Source organism: Paenibacillus sp. QJM3NY_38, assembly GCF_056173265.1.
In genome coordinates this window covers 1,246,054-1,259,613 of sequence record NZ_CM149665.1, presented here as the reverse complement: position 1 = coordinate 1,259,613, position 13,560 = coordinate 1,246,054, and the positions used below count along the sequence as shown (strand labels likewise).

At 41.2% G+C, this 13,560-nt stretch carries 13 protein-coding genes; 2 read left to right on the top strand and 11 right to left on the bottom strand.

Annotation, left to right across the window (positions count from 1 at the left end; genetic code table 11):
• Positions 1-596 precede the first annotated feature (596 nt).
• Both AC0VZ8_RS05475 and AC0VZ8_RS05470 read right to left on the bottom strand, forming a co-directional pair.
• The gene (locus AC0VZ8_RS05475; protein WP_475486284.1) at positions 597-944 is read right to left on the bottom strand and encodes a hypothetical protein; all 348 of its coding nucleotides are present in this window, start codon (positions 942-944) and stop codon (positions 597-599) included.
• Positions 945-946: 2 nt separating this feature from the next.
• The gene (locus AC0VZ8_RS05470) at positions 947-2,155 is read right to left on the bottom strand and encodes a WXG100 family type VII secretion target (protein ID WP_475486283.1); all 1,209 of its coding nucleotides are present in this window, start codon (positions 2,153-2,155) and stop codon (positions 947-949) included.
• 986 nt (positions 2,156-3,141) lie between these two features.
• Here AC0VZ8_RS05470 and AC0VZ8_RS05465 point away from each other — a divergent pair.
• Positions 3,142-3,393, top strand: coding sequence for a helix-turn-helix domain-containing protein (locus AC0VZ8_RS05465; protein WP_007131103.1), 252 nt, complete (start codon positions 3,142-3,144; stop codon positions 3,391-3,393).
• A gap of 439 nt (positions 3,394-3,832) precedes the next feature.
• On the opposite strand, the gene AC0VZ8_RS05460 is transcribed toward AC0VZ8_RS05465, so the two are convergent.
• A complete protein-coding gene (locus AC0VZ8_RS05460) occupies positions 3,833-4,108 on the bottom strand; it encodes a hypothetical protein (protein ID WP_475486282.1) in 276 nt (91 codons plus the stop codon).
• 35 nt (positions 4,109-4,143) lie between these two features.
• Positions 4,144-5,223 (bottom strand): endonuclease NucS domain-containing protein, encoded by a 1,080-nt coding sequence (locus AC0VZ8_RS05455; protein ID WP_475486281.1) that lies wholly within the window; start codon positions 5,221-5,223, stop codon positions 4,144-4,146.
• A 174-nt stretch (positions 5,224-5,397) separates the two neighbouring features.
• Here AC0VZ8_RS05455 and AC0VZ8_RS05450 point away from each other — a divergent pair, with 174 nt between their 5' ends.
• Positions 5,398-6,192: a hypothetical protein gene (locus AC0VZ8_RS05450; RefSeq protein ID WP_475486280.1), complete on the top strand. Its 795-nt coding sequence runs from the start codon at positions 5,398-5,400 to the stop codon at positions 6,190-6,192.
• An 88-nt stretch (positions 6,193-6,280) separates the two neighbouring features.
• Here AC0VZ8_RS05450 and AC0VZ8_RS05445 read toward each other — a convergent pair whose 3' ends face one another.
• From AC0VZ8_RS05445 to AC0VZ8_RS05415, 7 genes are all read right to left on the bottom strand, one after another.
• Positions 6,281-6,988 carry a nuclease-related domain-containing protein gene (locus AC0VZ8_RS05445; protein ID WP_475486279.1) on the bottom strand — a complete coding sequence of 236 codons (708 nt, stop codon included), beginning with the start codon at positions 6,986-6,988 and terminating at the stop codon, positions 6,281-6,283.
• Between the two features lie 258 nt (positions 6,989-7,246).
• Positions 7,247-7,417 carry a hypothetical protein gene (locus tag AC0VZ8_RS05440; protein ID WP_181469961.1) on the bottom strand — a complete coding sequence of 57 codons (171 nt, stop codon included), beginning with the start codon at positions 7,415-7,417 and terminating at the stop codon, positions 7,247-7,249.
• A gap of 237 nt (positions 7,418-7,654) precedes the next feature.
• Positions 7,655-7,873, bottom strand: coding sequence for a hypothetical protein (locus AC0VZ8_RS05435; RefSeq protein ID WP_475487808.1), 219 nt, complete (start codon positions 7,871-7,873; stop codon positions 7,655-7,657).
• Positions 7,874-8,233: 360 nt separating this feature from the next.
• Complete coding sequence (locus AC0VZ8_RS05430; RefSeq protein WP_475486278.1) at positions 8,234-8,659, bottom strand: hypothetical protein; 426 nt, start codon at positions 8,657-8,659, stop codon at positions 8,234-8,236.
• Positions 8,660-8,673: 14 nt separating this feature from the next.
• Positions 8,674-9,594 (bottom strand): hypothetical protein, encoded by a 921-nt coding sequence (locus AC0VZ8_RS05425; RefSeq protein WP_475486277.1) that lies wholly within the window; start codon positions 9,592-9,594, stop codon positions 8,674-8,676.
• A 213-nt stretch (positions 9,595-9,807) separates the two neighbouring features.
• The gene (locus AC0VZ8_RS05420; RefSeq protein WP_475486276.1) at positions 9,808-11,091 is read right to left on the bottom strand and encodes an McrC family protein; all 1,284 of its coding nucleotides are present in this window, start codon (positions 11,089-11,091) and stop codon (positions 9,808-9,810) included.
• Complete coding sequence (locus AC0VZ8_RS05415) at positions 11,081-13,435, bottom strand: AAA family ATPase (protein WP_475486275.1); 2,355 nt, start codon at positions 13,433-13,435, stop codon at positions 11,081-11,083. The genes AC0VZ8_RS05420 and AC0VZ8_RS05415 overlap by 11 nt, the downstream gene beginning before the upstream one ends.
• Between the last annotated feature and the right edge of the window lie 125 nt (positions 13,436-13,560).

Genomic DNA, 13,560 nt, shown 5'->3' with positions numbered 1-13,560 from the left:
CATTATTATAAGTGTTGGAGGATGAAGGGAGTCACGGAATATTACATACTGTAAAAAAGGAGGGGATAGATGGATTCATTTATCTTTGATTATTCAAGAGTTCTCCTGACAAAAAGGATACAGACTGCATAAATATCAACGAATCCGCATTCATTCCTGAGACCTCAGGGAGCATTCGCAGCATATTTTCTAGTAAAATGTCTGACATAGGCTGCCTTTCCTCCTTTCATTTCAAGTTGCTGTAACCCTTGCTATTCAGCATGTCACCTGCTTCTGTGAGATTGTTTGAGATCAGCCGTTTGTTGACAAGAGAGGTCCAAATTATGAGCATGGGGGTGATTTTCGTTCCCGAATTACTTGCATGAGGTACTGTATTTGAAATAAGCACTATGCGCATGAGGTTTATGTATTTGTGACCAAAAAACTTGCATGAGCTACTGGTATTCAAATACGATCTATTTCTTCATCTGCTGATTCAGTTGCTTTTTAGCGCACGAGTTTCGAATTTAGCGCGCGTTCTATTGTTTAAGGAAGAGGGTAATATAGGGCAAAAAAACCTTGACTGAGTGACGAGCACTCGATCAAGGTTATACTAATTACTCTACGGTTACATTATCACTTCTAAATGTCATTATTTTTATATCTCCTTCACCTTCAAAGACGATTTTTATGTCTTTCGACGTTGAAGAAGAATCCACATTCGTACAACTGATCTCCAAGATTGAATCGGAATCTACCGTATCATTTGTTGAATCTAAATGATAACATTGTACATTTTCAAAAGTAACCTTAATTAATTTCATTTCATCTTCCTCGGGGCTGTAATTTTTTTGTCTCCAATTACAGAGATCGATATCGAGAACCAGTTTCTCGCCGTTAATACTAATATTTTCTAATAGGCTGTCATGCAGATCGTATTCTTCAATAAAAGTAGCTATTTTCATACTTACTCACCGTCCTTTATTACAATATGAGAAGCTTTCGAACCTTTCCCCACAGGATTTCCGTCAATATCAAAATAATAATCGACTTTTTTATCGGTATAATTCGGATTGTGGATATGGTAATGGTCTACCGCTTCAAATCCTGTTCCACCTTTCTTTCCTGGATCATAACTGATTTTTACACCTGTTTCAGGATTATAATATTCCCGAGACATGGTATTCTGGGCTTTCCTTGAATCAGTTACATCCTGCCAGCCTTCGTTGAGTAATTGATCTGGTGTCTTTGTTCTTATGTCGTTGATCATGTTGCCCATGGCTTTTCCAGAACCCTCATCCCCCGACTTCTTACCGTCACCATCACCGCCACGATCGCCACTATCATCACGGCCACCGCTACTGCTTCCATTACCGCTACCATTACCGCCACCAAGATCATCATGCTTATTATTCAGCGGGCCTCTCCCCCTAATTCCAGCACGGTTGAGAATAGCGCCTCCAAGGATCATAGCCGACTGTTGACCCAAGTAATTGGACCAGCCGCCTGCTGAATCGACTTCTTTCATTGTGTCTGCCACGATTTTTTCACGATATTCGTTACTAAAAACCATTCGGCCAGCCCATACAGCTGTGCCCCAAATATCCTCGACCGTCCCGATGGTTGCATTATAGAGCATCTCTTTCCCGGTTCCAAGCGGATCTTCGTACAAGGATATCGCCGTATCCTTTAACGAGTTCCCTAACTGGGCGGCCCCGATCTTTACGCCCTCCCATAGTTCCCCTGCTTCTTGCTTCACGGTGTCCCATGCCTTTCCGGCTTCCTGCTGCACCGAATTCCAGGCTTCCTCCGCTTTTCTCCCGGCATCCTCTACGGCACTATAGCCTGCGGGTCCCCTCATCATAGGGAATGCTCCCAGCACATGCCCAGCAACTTGGATCGGTTGTACCCGCTCATCTACTGACTTAAATCGTTGGGCAATCCCTCTCAGCTCCAGACTTGTACGCTGGATATGCTCCGTGGTCAGTGTCATCTCCCGATGCGCCTGCTGAAAATCCGCATAAAAACGGGATCTCGTCGTACCTTCCCAGCCAGACTCCAGCATATGGATGTTCTGGTTCAGCATGTGTTTCATCGCTTCCAGCTGTTCATGCGCCCTAGAGCATTGCGCTGCAACGTGCAGCAACATCTCCGGTGTGACCAAAATTCTACTCATAACAACCTCTCCATCTTGCTTCCGGGATTGAACCCGATCTCCGATCATAGCTAACTTAAATATTTTACTTCACTTGAATTATATGGAAAAGGCTCTCAAGGCCTTGCTATGTCACTTAAAACTAGGATCTTTTTCTCAGTTAGATACGGGACTTTATTAGGAGCGAGGTTTTCAGTAATATGACCATTATTATAGGCGGATGAAGGGGGTTACGGAACATGACATACCGTAAAAAAGGGGGGAATTAGATGGGTTAATTTATCTTTGATTATTCTCAGCCTGCTTGCTTGCACTGAATATGTTTAGAAAAGAATTATTTGTACTTGTCCTTAGGTCCTATATTTTAAAACGGAGTGGTATGATTGGTAAGGCAATTCTAGCAGGCTGGATATTTGGAGAAGGAGCTCATCCGTTCTCTTGATCAGGTTCATTAGATGTGTAGGCTTCATTTTACTGATCAAAGAGCTCTCCTGTGACAAAAAGGATAAAGATTGTATAAATATCAACGACTCGGCATTCATCCCGGAGCCTTCGGGGAACATCCGTAGCATATCTTCTAGTAAAATGTCTGACGTAGGCTGTCTTCCCTCCTCCTTTATATATAGGGCATTTAACATGGATTTTAACGCCCTGTTGCATAATAATAAACTGACGCAAAGCAGATTTCTATCCAAGAAATGCATGGATAATTTCATGTATTCTTGTGAGCAGTTGACATGAAGAACAATCATATCCTGGTAAAAGCGTCCTGCTTCTTTCTTATGTTGGAAGGATGAGAGATGTGCATTTAGATTGGCATTACTGGTTACCATTGATTTCATATTCCCTTCACTCCCATTTACGAAGAATATAATCTAGTAATCCAAATCACCGTTTCCATTATCTGTATTATATCACTCTAATTGTTTTGTAGGCAATAGCCTACAGAAATTCCCTTATAGAACCACATAAGATTAGTTTAACTATCAAATAAGGGGTTATCGAACGTGGCTAATAGTGAGAAATCCATAGAATTGCTTGCCTTCGGCAGAGCTCTACGAAACCTTCGGAAAGAGAAGAAACTTACCCAAGATGAGCTAAGCCTCTATTCCCGTGTAGACCGGTCCTATATCAGTGAGCTGGAGAACGGCGAAAAAGCGCCCTCTCTGCTAACGATTACCGCATTAGCAAGGGCGCTTCATGTTAAGCCTTCGGCTCTAATTGAGGATTATGAGAGGGAGATGAAACTAGATACCTAGGAGGGCCCCCCCTCGGACTTTTTCAACTAAAGATTAGAAAAGTATTTTCTGAATCTCCTTCATCAAATATGTATAAGACATCGCTCTTGGATAGTAAGCGTTAGGGTGATGATAACGAATAAAGACCGTTTGGATATCGGCCCACATGATGTACTCCAGGCCGCCGGAAGTCTGCTTAAGCTCAAATATACGGGGGCCAGATCTTTTCAATAGTTCATGGACACCTTGGAATATAACATCGCCGCAGCATAGAACCAGGTCGGGATTGACGACCCTGATTTGTTGTAGAAGAAGCTCGCCAGTCTCCTGTATATGGCGCTCGACATCTGTATGATTGGCCTTGGCGCCACCTGCAATCTTCTTTACATTTGCAAAATAGACTTTCCGAAGAAACTCGTCCGCTTCTTCCTTGATGTCTAGATAACGCTGCTCAACTTCGCTATAATCTGGGAATCCATTCAGGATCCCATACGTCCAACAGGAGTACTGGCCAGGTACTGCTTTCTTTTAGATACCCCTTCTCTCTTACGAACTGCTGCAGGTCCCACCCGGCGTCCGAAGAATTAACCTCTTTCAGCAGTACCATCAGTTTAAGCGTTGCTCCTGACCATGCTTCCTCGTCCACATACCCATCCGGAATGAAAATCCCCTCGGTGCACGCATCGTGCATTCTCCATTGCCTAAATAGTTCATCAAGTTGGTTGTTTATATTCATCGTTTTAGAACTTCCTTTGATAGATATTTAATCTATTACTCCTCATCTAACTGAAAATGCTTTGTCAGACGTTCGATCGTGAATTGGTTTCTCAATTTACATGCGGAATTTTGGTTCGCGAACATTCCTTTTTCCCAGATAGCTTCATGCTTCGGAAGCGTCTTAATCCAATCCACGCGCACCACGTACTCGCAGAGATCAGGATCATCGACATCCTTATCCATGCTGACCTGTAAGTCAGCCTCGAGCAGTGGTTTATTCTCCCCTTCGACCAGCATTTGAAAATCCTTAATAGGCACCACTTCATCGGCAACAATACCTACACCGACATAACCTACCTTAGGAATACACGCAAAGATCCGAGCACCCGGCTTAAGGAGATTCAGTGTATTGCTGTACCACCTTCCTTGTCCAGCCGAAATGAAGCCGTATCGTCTGCAATCCTCCCAGTTCCGATGAATTCCGTCTCCCAACGAAACGTAATAGTCTTTTCCGTTCCAAGGAGCCTTTCCTGTCTTTTTGGACGTCACGCTGGAAGCTTTCGCTTCTACTTGGTTGGGATCAATAAGCCAGTTCCTAGCTAAATACTCGTTGTCTCCATCTTTGAAATAATGGAAGAAGAGAGCATTAACAGGTACACCGAAGGTCGTCAAATAATTAATAATGCGTTCAGTGGACGGATCCAGCTCAGCTGATACGATAATTAATTCATGCAACTCATTTAAGGCATCAGGAAAATCAGTCTTGAAATGATCTACAAACTCTGGCTCCAGCTGCTTTCCTGGATTTTTATCACTATAAATACGAATGATATCCGTGTAATCTAGCTGTTGAACCCAGGAGGCATAATCCAGCGTTTGCGCAACAACTTCACGAGGCGTCTTGTTACGCTTAAGCTCAATCACAACCAAATTACCCTCGGCATTCATCGCTAAGATGTCAATGAATTTACCGAACGCCGTACTGATCTGCCTACCGATAAGCATCAAGGAAGGATTAATAATGCTAATATCATCGGCGATGACATCCTCGAGCTTACGCTCGGTTTCTATACTTGAAAAATGGATCTTCTCCACCTTTTCATTGATTTTCCACACTCCTAGTTCGATGGGCATATGAGCTGGCTCCTTTTCCTATCAGTATTAAATGATTACATCACTTAGGAACGTTGGCGGTAAAAGGTTAATAAAATACTTTCCAAATACTATCGATTAAATATAATAGATAATATTGCCCATCCCTATTGGATAATAATACCTACATGTTATCAGAAAGGACAAAATCAAGAAATGAAAAAACTAGCAATTTTAATCGCATTTATCTTTATCCTTACAGTGACATCTGCCTGTGGGAACACTACACCTGAGCAATCAAATACATCCCAAGCATTACAAAGCAACAAAGAACAACCTCAGGGACAAGAGAACAAAGAGAATGATAGCTTAAACATTCCACCTGACAACGAGAAAACTACAACTACTTCACACAATAGTCAACAAGAAGCTAAACCGGGAAATGTTGAGACACAGCCAGATCATGCAGCCCTAGATATTCCGACGTCCGACTCATTAATTCGTTCTCCTGAAGAAAAGAACTTATCTCAAGTAGAGTGGAAGCCTGGTGCGCCTGATGTAACTTTGCCTATACGATTTGGTACAACAGAGGCTGAATTAGTTTTAGGACTAGATCACCCTAACGGGACCAAGGCTGTGATGATCTTCCCTTTTACTTCCGTGGGTTGGCAACTTGACCTGTATGGTATGGATACGGAAGTATTCGACGAATACGGGGAATTACAGGAGGGTTATAAAATACAAGCTGCTCTCCATGATTTTGATCAAGATGGCATTAGCGAATTAATCGTCACAGCTGGCAACTCAATAATTGACTTAAGCATTTGGGTATATTCCTTTACGACCGTTGGGGACTTGCAGAAAATCAATCCAATCAAGCAGGAATTATCAATTACTGGTCAATCGTACATAGTGCTTGATGGTGATGAAATCATTGCCCCTTATGGATCTCAAGGATTATTCGATTATTATAAATATGTGGATAAAGTGTTTATGCAACCAGTTTACTAAGTTCATTGTCTACTATTATGTTTAACCTCCTACATAAAACATTGCCGCTCTCCACTTCCATTAGTGATACAGCGGCAATTTTTATTGACTAATTCTTAATCTTTCTGGCACTCCCTGCCTTCTCTACATGATCATCCCGAATCTTCGGGTCAGTGATATTCGCCTTATTCAATGATTGATAGATCTTCTGAATATCCGACTCTGTTAGAACGGGTTCCGTCTTCTCGGCTTGAATCCGGTTCATTTTACGCTGGATATATTCGGACAGTTCAACGTCGTACACGATCAGCTCGTCCGATTGAATTTTTCTTAGCTCAGGGTCAACACTAAATCGGCAACGCATCGTGAAAGAAACGAGTGATATATATCGACTCTCTTGGTAGTCGGGGAGTAAGCTTTTAATTGCTTGAATATGACCGTAATTCTGCATAAACGGGTTGTACATTTTAAACCGGTTGCTCACTGTCCAAGACTTATTGTCTCTAGTCCCCTTAATCTCTCCGTTGTAGTTCTTTGTCTCGATTACAAATATTCCTTGTGGGGTAATGACCACGTGGTCGATCTGCGAATACCCGGTACGAGACTTCGGATTTGCCACCATTAAATCACTTACGTATTTACACCCTTTAGGGAGCTGATCTAGCTGAATGTTAATCTTATGCTCTCCCAGCTCTCCGATTCGGGTTGGCTGAACTTTAGACTTAGGTTTGCTGCTGGATGTTTTGGTTTTACTGGGTTGGGTAGGCTTCTTATCCGAAGTATCTGACTTGAACATCGACATTAATTTCTTTAGCATATTGGAGCTCCGTTCTTATATGATGTAGAGAATAAGGGTCTTCAAGCGATTTGCACTAGCGTGGTCGATTTATTTTACAATTTCAAACTCCTCTTAATCGTTTTCACAACATCAATCGACGATCCTCGTCAACATATACATCCATTCGCCAGAAATCGGTGAAACCCTTCTATAGAACCATTGCAGATTATTCTTTAACTTCACCACCATTGCTAATGACCTATTACTAATACGACTGACAACCAAATCTTTATTGGTTTAATCCTCTTTATGTGTATCGGGATCGCAGCTTTCATCAGATTTTTGCTCCTCTTCCCTATACTTCTCCTTCATTTCATCATAAAACTCTGTTATTTTATCACTCGTTAAACCTAACTTCTCAATGACTTGTTTAATCTCCAAATTCATTGCACGGTTTCTTGGTTTCATGGGATTCCTCCATCACTAATGCCTCATTTATCCATAGTTTAAAGAATAGTGGTGACAAAGGATTGCCAGCAAACGTAAGTTCGGAACCCAAATCGGCATAAAAAAAGACTGCTCATTGAGCAGCCTTTGATTAGCCTTATGCTACATAGAGAGTAGCTTGGTTAATTACTTCACACCACCCGCTGGTTTTCATCTTCATAAGCGAAGCCAAGCTCAACAGCTCTTTGAATCCCCGATTTAATCGACTTCTCCAGAGCACTGCCGTAGCGCCTTAACGACTTGTTTCGTTAGCTCATCATATGGAAGACTAATTTGAGAAGACAGAATGGATTTCACGGCAACCGCTACCTCTTCCGGTGGTAAATCCTCGGCCATTCGCCGCTGAGCGTCATCTGTGGCTACCCTGTAAATGCCATACTCGGATGGTTTTATTCCCTCTGGCCATAAGAAAGTCATTCCGTTCACTTCCGTATGTTCAGGTTGCACCTTCATCAACAACTCTGTAAACCTCTGATCCAATCGTGCCCCAAGTCTAGTAATGCCCCATGCCTGTAAAATGCGTTTTGAAAGCAAGTTCCGGCTAATAGGTCCTTCTTCTTGAATGATCTTGCAACGCCGGTTCCCCTTCCTCCGTTTCCTGACAGCTCCGAGAAAAGAAGCTCGTACTGTTTCGGATCACCCACGATAACAGACTTTTGCCCCCTTGCAACATGAAAACACGAGAAAATAAAAGATGATTCGTAAAAGACGAATCATCTTGGAAGTTAGTAGATTTATTAATATCTAATTAAGGCAGACATTATTCAGTTTGGCACCTTAAATCTCTATGATTTTGTTACCATTGAGCATGTTGGACAGCTGCTCCATATTTGCGAATGGGCTGCTACTGACAATTTTGCTCAAGCCCTGCATTCCTATAGAAATGAGTTCTTTATCTCCGGAGTCGAGCCCTTTATCGATTAGATCAAACGATTTATTTATGGCGGTTCTTCGCTCATCAAAGATTTGGTCGAAGACTTTATGATACAAATCATACTTGTTTTGAATCTCTAGCAGAACAGATTCTTTCATAGCTTCTATTCTAGCAAGTTCTACCCTAGTAGATTGGGACTGATTATAGGCATCCGTTAATTGATTAAAGAAAGAGAAAACGTCTGCAGCTGGTATAATGTCTGTAACTTGATTAATCTTTTCGACTAGTTGATAATTCGGATCCTTTTTTTGGAATATTTTTTTTAACATCTTTATCCTCCAATTTATTCATCGATCACTGGTGTATCTATTAACAGGGAAAAGTCTGTTGCAAGTCCACCAATATAGGCTATTAATTTCAGGTCAGATTCTGAGTAGTAATCTTGACGAAATAGTTTGTTTCTTACCCATCTGATTAGCTCTGACCATTTTCCATATTTGTTTAGTTCCTTATGGGTACGGATCAACTCCTGTTCGAATACGTCGCGGGCTTTATCGATAGAGACGATTAGTTCATGTGATCTTTCTTCCAAAACTTTCAGCTTTAGGAGATTAGCTTCGATCTGATCAATATAATTCAGAACTTTCTTCATTTCTTGTTCAATTGCGGCTATTTTTTTGCCAGCCTGAATATGGCTGAATACACCTAATAATGCAAGTGCCGGTACAGCAACAATTCCTCCTAAAACAGCTGTACCAGCTGCTATCCCTCCACCGCCTGCTGCGATTGCTCCACCGCCAAACCATGCCAACGTAGCATTTGTAGCTGCAACGCCGGATAAACCTGCGATTGCTGCACCTGTTGAAGCAGTGCCAACAGTCGATACTAATGCCCAAGCCCCTAACGCGGTGCCTACACCAGCTGATATACTCTTTGTAGCTGATAGCGCTACCTGACCAGCGCTAATTGTTTGATCAACACGAGCGAAGTCTACGGTTTCGAAATTGTTTCCTACTTTACGATAAATAATATCTCGATCTTTGCTTTTTAAATTTTTGGAGATGGTGTTTATTTTTTGTAGGCTTTTTAAAGCATATACTTTCGTTTCAATAACATCTTCAAGAACTTTATTTACTTCCCCACGTTTAGCTTCCATCTCCTGGTAGACCTTCTCGTATCGGGCTTTAAGGTCCTCAAAATCATCCATCTTCCTCTCTATCCGCCCGGCAGCCCCAAAAGTAACTATGTTTTTGAAAACTCCCACTTACAAGTCCTCCTATGTACAAGGTAAGTTTTAACAATTCACTATTCGATAATACCAGAAGACTAGTCCAAAGTAACCATTTTGATTTGATTCGCAAGATATTAAGACTATTATTTGCTATCTATACAAAACTCAGCAGTATATAAGTAGTAATATTAGACTACTACTAACACTGCTGAGTTATAATATAAAAGATAGTTTATACGATCCCCGTTAACTATTTATAATTCCCCTCACCAACTTACCCAACTTCTGCTCAAGCTTAATCAAGTCCGTTTCTAATAAATCAATCTCTACCATATATAAATTAACGAGCCTCTCGCCAGCATTAATTTTGAACTGATTTAAGTAATCTGCATCCCATTCATTTCGAATAAACTTCGGATAAAACAGAACCAGTTCGTTAGAATTGAACTTCATCGAATACACTAACATCTGGTATAAATCTGCTTCCGCCGGTTTGACTTGATTGTTATATATAGGATTTTTATATTTCGCATCTCCTACAAGAAGTATCTCATCACGGTTAGCAGCAGAACATAACAGATAATCCGGTTTAACAAGAAACTGTCTATGCTCTTGATCCAAGTATGCCTGCTTCTGGTACTGAATATCGATGAGATGCTTCGATAATCCGTTATCCAATAGTCGATATACGAAGGTTTCGAACAATCTGTTGAGAGGCACTAGAAACGTAAATACCTGATCGTCTCCTCCATATAACCCTGGCAGAGCATTGGAATAAAACAATTTTGCTAAATTAAATACCGGCCGATATACTTTGTTCATTCGATTAAACTTTACACGATTAAACATCTCGGAAGTAAGTTTAATTCGACTGACATCTTCCAGGTACATAAGAGCTTGCGCCAGCTTCTTTTTATTGTCGGCACTTTTTGTTTTTTGTCCGATGATTAACATCACGGTTTTAAAAATTTGATTGAGTAAGGTGTCCTCTGTAAACTCTTGATACGCAACTATATGGGCATGCCGGAGGCCATAATTTTGCCGTAGAGATGGTTGAAACAATATTTTCCCCTTAATAAATTGCAAATTATCTTCTTTGTCCTCATATGAGCGATGAACGTGTCTTTCATATAATTTAAGAAACTGTTCCAGGAATAGATGAATAAACAATTCCAATATATCGTAGTCCAAACGCTGCATGAGTTGTGGGCTTGGGAGTTCACGGACGGATAGAAAACCGGAATAATGAAGTAGTCGCATCAGCAATTGAGCCGAAAACTCAACTTCTTGGTCGGGAGTACCGTATGCCGATGAATCATGAAATATTTTAGGCAGTACCTGAAGATGAAGCCTGGGAGTGGATATAAATCCTACATAGTGCTTGAGCAACAGCCTACCATCCGCATGCAGCGTAAAATTCTGCTTTCCCCATATGCTCTCGAGTGACATCAGATCCTTGCGCTCTTCAGATGTAAAAGCGCATTGTTGTGTTCGATCTTCATATAGGGTGATCATACCTTTACTCATCATTTGCCTTCCCTTTATAGATGTCCATCAACGCACGCTCAAACTCGGAAATTCGCTGCCCCTCTCTATGTTGGTTCAGAAAGATCATGCTGCCGTATTGATCGTAGAATTGAGACCCGACAATTTTCTTAACAGCTGCCGCATCGTTATAAAAGTATTCGCTTATCAACGGAAGCACCTTGTAATACCAAGTATGGTACAAATCGCTGATGGATAGGACATCCATAAAATAAGCCTGGCCAATCCGATGATCACGGTCCAGATGATTCAGAATTCTTTCATTTAAAGTTCTTAATAGTTTCTCTAAATCGACCACATCATTAACCATTGCTGATAGGTTAAGATTCGGATCCGTAAAGACGCTATAATCGGGTTCGATCTCAACAAATGCAAAGCGTCTTCTAAGTGCTGTATCTAGCGCAGTTATAGAGCGATCTGCCGTATTCATGGTTCCGATCAAATAGAGATTCCTCGGAAGTGTAAAAGGTTTCTGCGAATAAGGCAGGGTCACACTCAGCGTCTGCCTCTTATCTTTCTCAATTAATGTAATGAGCTCTCCGAATATTTTAGAGATATTGCCGCGGTTAATTTCATCGATAATTAAATAGTAAGGCTTGGGATCATCAGCTTGCTGAGCAGCTGCAGCATCAGTTGCATGATCCGCCTGGATCATCTGTTGAATATCACTCATATTGAGCCGAGTTAGTTCATAAATCGTCTTTAATGTCAGACGTGTTCGCCCATTAGCGTCATAGATATCATACGGCTGCTCAAACTCTTTCAACCATGCTACCTCACGGATATGCGGAAAAGATTCATTACTGAGATATTTATATCCACTGCGAATTACACCGACATCTCTGATTGTTGTTGGACTATCGTAAATGAGTACAATATCGCCTTCATTCATCTCATTAACGATACTATCAAGGGTGCTTGCATCATTTCCGGGAGCTTGAGCATCGGGTTCCCTCTCACTCTGGAGGATGTCATAAATATCCTCATAATTTTTACCCGTCAAGTTATGGTTACTTAACCAACCTACAGCTATCCAATTGTTCTGCTTACACCGCTCATAAGTTTGATCATCGCTTCGTTTTCCAAGGGAGACTTTCCAAATTCGGGAGCTGTCCTTGGTGTTAGACAGAAGATCTGATTTCAATTCAGATTTTAAGGTTTGTGTAAAAGCTGCTGTTGCCATGCCTTTTAAAACTCCATTTTCAATACCATATTGCAGCGATCCTCCGCTCTCTGAGGCTTCATCCGTATTAAATCTTGGACGAATCCCTTCAATAAATTCTTCGTAGGAGTAGGATTGGTGGAATGTAACAAACTTAACTCGTCCTTCCCTCTCCACCTGTTCAAATGGGACTGTCTGATTGCTGTACCTGTTCTCAAACGCCTCGATAATCTTCTTCGTGGCATAGGTTTTACCAGTACCTGGGGGTCCGTATAATACCAAGTTTGGATTAAACTCCAGTAGTTCTGCATATCTTTTATAACTCTCTTGTATTTCGACTACATCTTCATCCATATCTTGAATGTAAGATTCCGAATTGGTTTGACTGATGGAGCTGTTGTTATCTTTGCTTCTCGGTGTTCTTCTGCGACCGACTAGGATATTATCATACAGCTGGACAGGATTCGACACAGCATACCAACCCTGCTTATTCAATTCATGAAGAACAGTCGAAATGTATCTAGCTTTCTTAGGCGCTTCATTATTGGCGTATTGCAGCAGTTCTTTCAGGGTATATCTTTCTGTCGGTAGATTCCTACTTTCATATAATTTCATTAGCGGCTCATACGGCTCTGTGGAATTTCCGTTTCGCCTGATAACACTTAAGATACGGGTATCCTGAAGATTATCAATTACGACAATAATTTGCTGACTCTCGTTTGGAAGAGACTGATTTTGTAAAGCTACGTAAAAGTTTTGTTTCTGCTTAAAATCAATCTTAAGAGAATCAAAGGATTGATCCCCTTCAAGCGTAATTTCAAAGAAACCGCATCCCTTAGTGGACTTCACCGCTTTATTAAGCAGATTAATATCCAAAGAGAATGCTGGGTTTCGAATAAATTGAGCTACAGGGATTGGGGTACTGAAGGGAGTAACTTCGTCAAATTCAACAACTCCTGAGTCATTCTTGTTAATACGATTGGGTTTATTTGTATAGCCCTTTACTATCCAGAGACCAATCACCTTACCCTCAAAGATCGGGTAAACAAGATCTCCCGATTCAATCCCCCCATACCAAGTATCACCTTTGGGGCCCGCCGCATAAAATTTCTCCGTAATTTGTTCAGGTTTATCTACGCCAAACTTTCCAAAATACAATTTTGCCACGTACCTTCACTCCTTAGCTTAAAAAAGTGTGTTTATCAAGTGAAACAATACCTTAGGAGTTATCCCAGAACGGCATGGTATATATTCCTTACTAATAATACCCTAACCCCCAGACCGAATATTGT

Coding starts and splice junctions, on each gene's coding strand:
- AC0VZ8_RS05475 (WP_475486284.1), bottom strand. CDS start 944: ATGAAAATAGCTACTTTTATTGAAGAATACGATCTGCATGACAGCCTA.
- AC0VZ8_RS05470 (WP_475486283.1), bottom strand. CDS start 2,155: ATGAGTAGAATTTTGGTCACACCGGAGATGTTGCTGCACGTTGCAGCG.
- AC0VZ8_RS05460 (WP_475486282.1), bottom strand. CDS start 4,108: ATGAATATAAACAACCAACTTGATGAACTATTTAGGCAATGGAGAATG.
- AC0VZ8_RS05455 (WP_475486281.1), bottom strand. CDS start 5,223: ATGCCCATCGAACTAGGAGTGTGGAAAATCAATGAAAAGGTGGAGAAG.
- AC0VZ8_RS05450 (WP_475486280.1), top strand. CDS start 5,398: ATGAAAAAACTAGCAATTTTAATCGCATTTATCTTTATCCTTACAGTG.
- AC0VZ8_RS05445 (WP_475486279.1), bottom strand. CDS start 6,988: ATGCTAAAGAAATTAATGTCGATGTTCAAGTCAGATACTTCGGATAAG.
- AC0VZ8_RS05440 (WP_181469961.1), bottom strand. CDS start 7,417: ATGAAACCAAGAAACCGTGCAATGAATTTGGAGATTAAACAAGTCATT.
- AC0VZ8_RS05435 (WP_475487808.1), bottom strand. CDS start 7,873: ATGACTTTCTTATGGCCAGAGGGAATAAAACCATCCGAGTATGGCATT.
- AC0VZ8_RS05430 (WP_475486278.1), bottom strand. CDS start 8,659: ATGTTAAAAAAAATATTCCAAAAAAAGGATCCGAATTATCAACTAGTC.
- AC0VZ8_RS05420 (WP_475486276.1), bottom strand. CDS start 11,091: ATGATGAGTAAAGGTATGATCACCCTATATGAAGATCGAACACAACAA.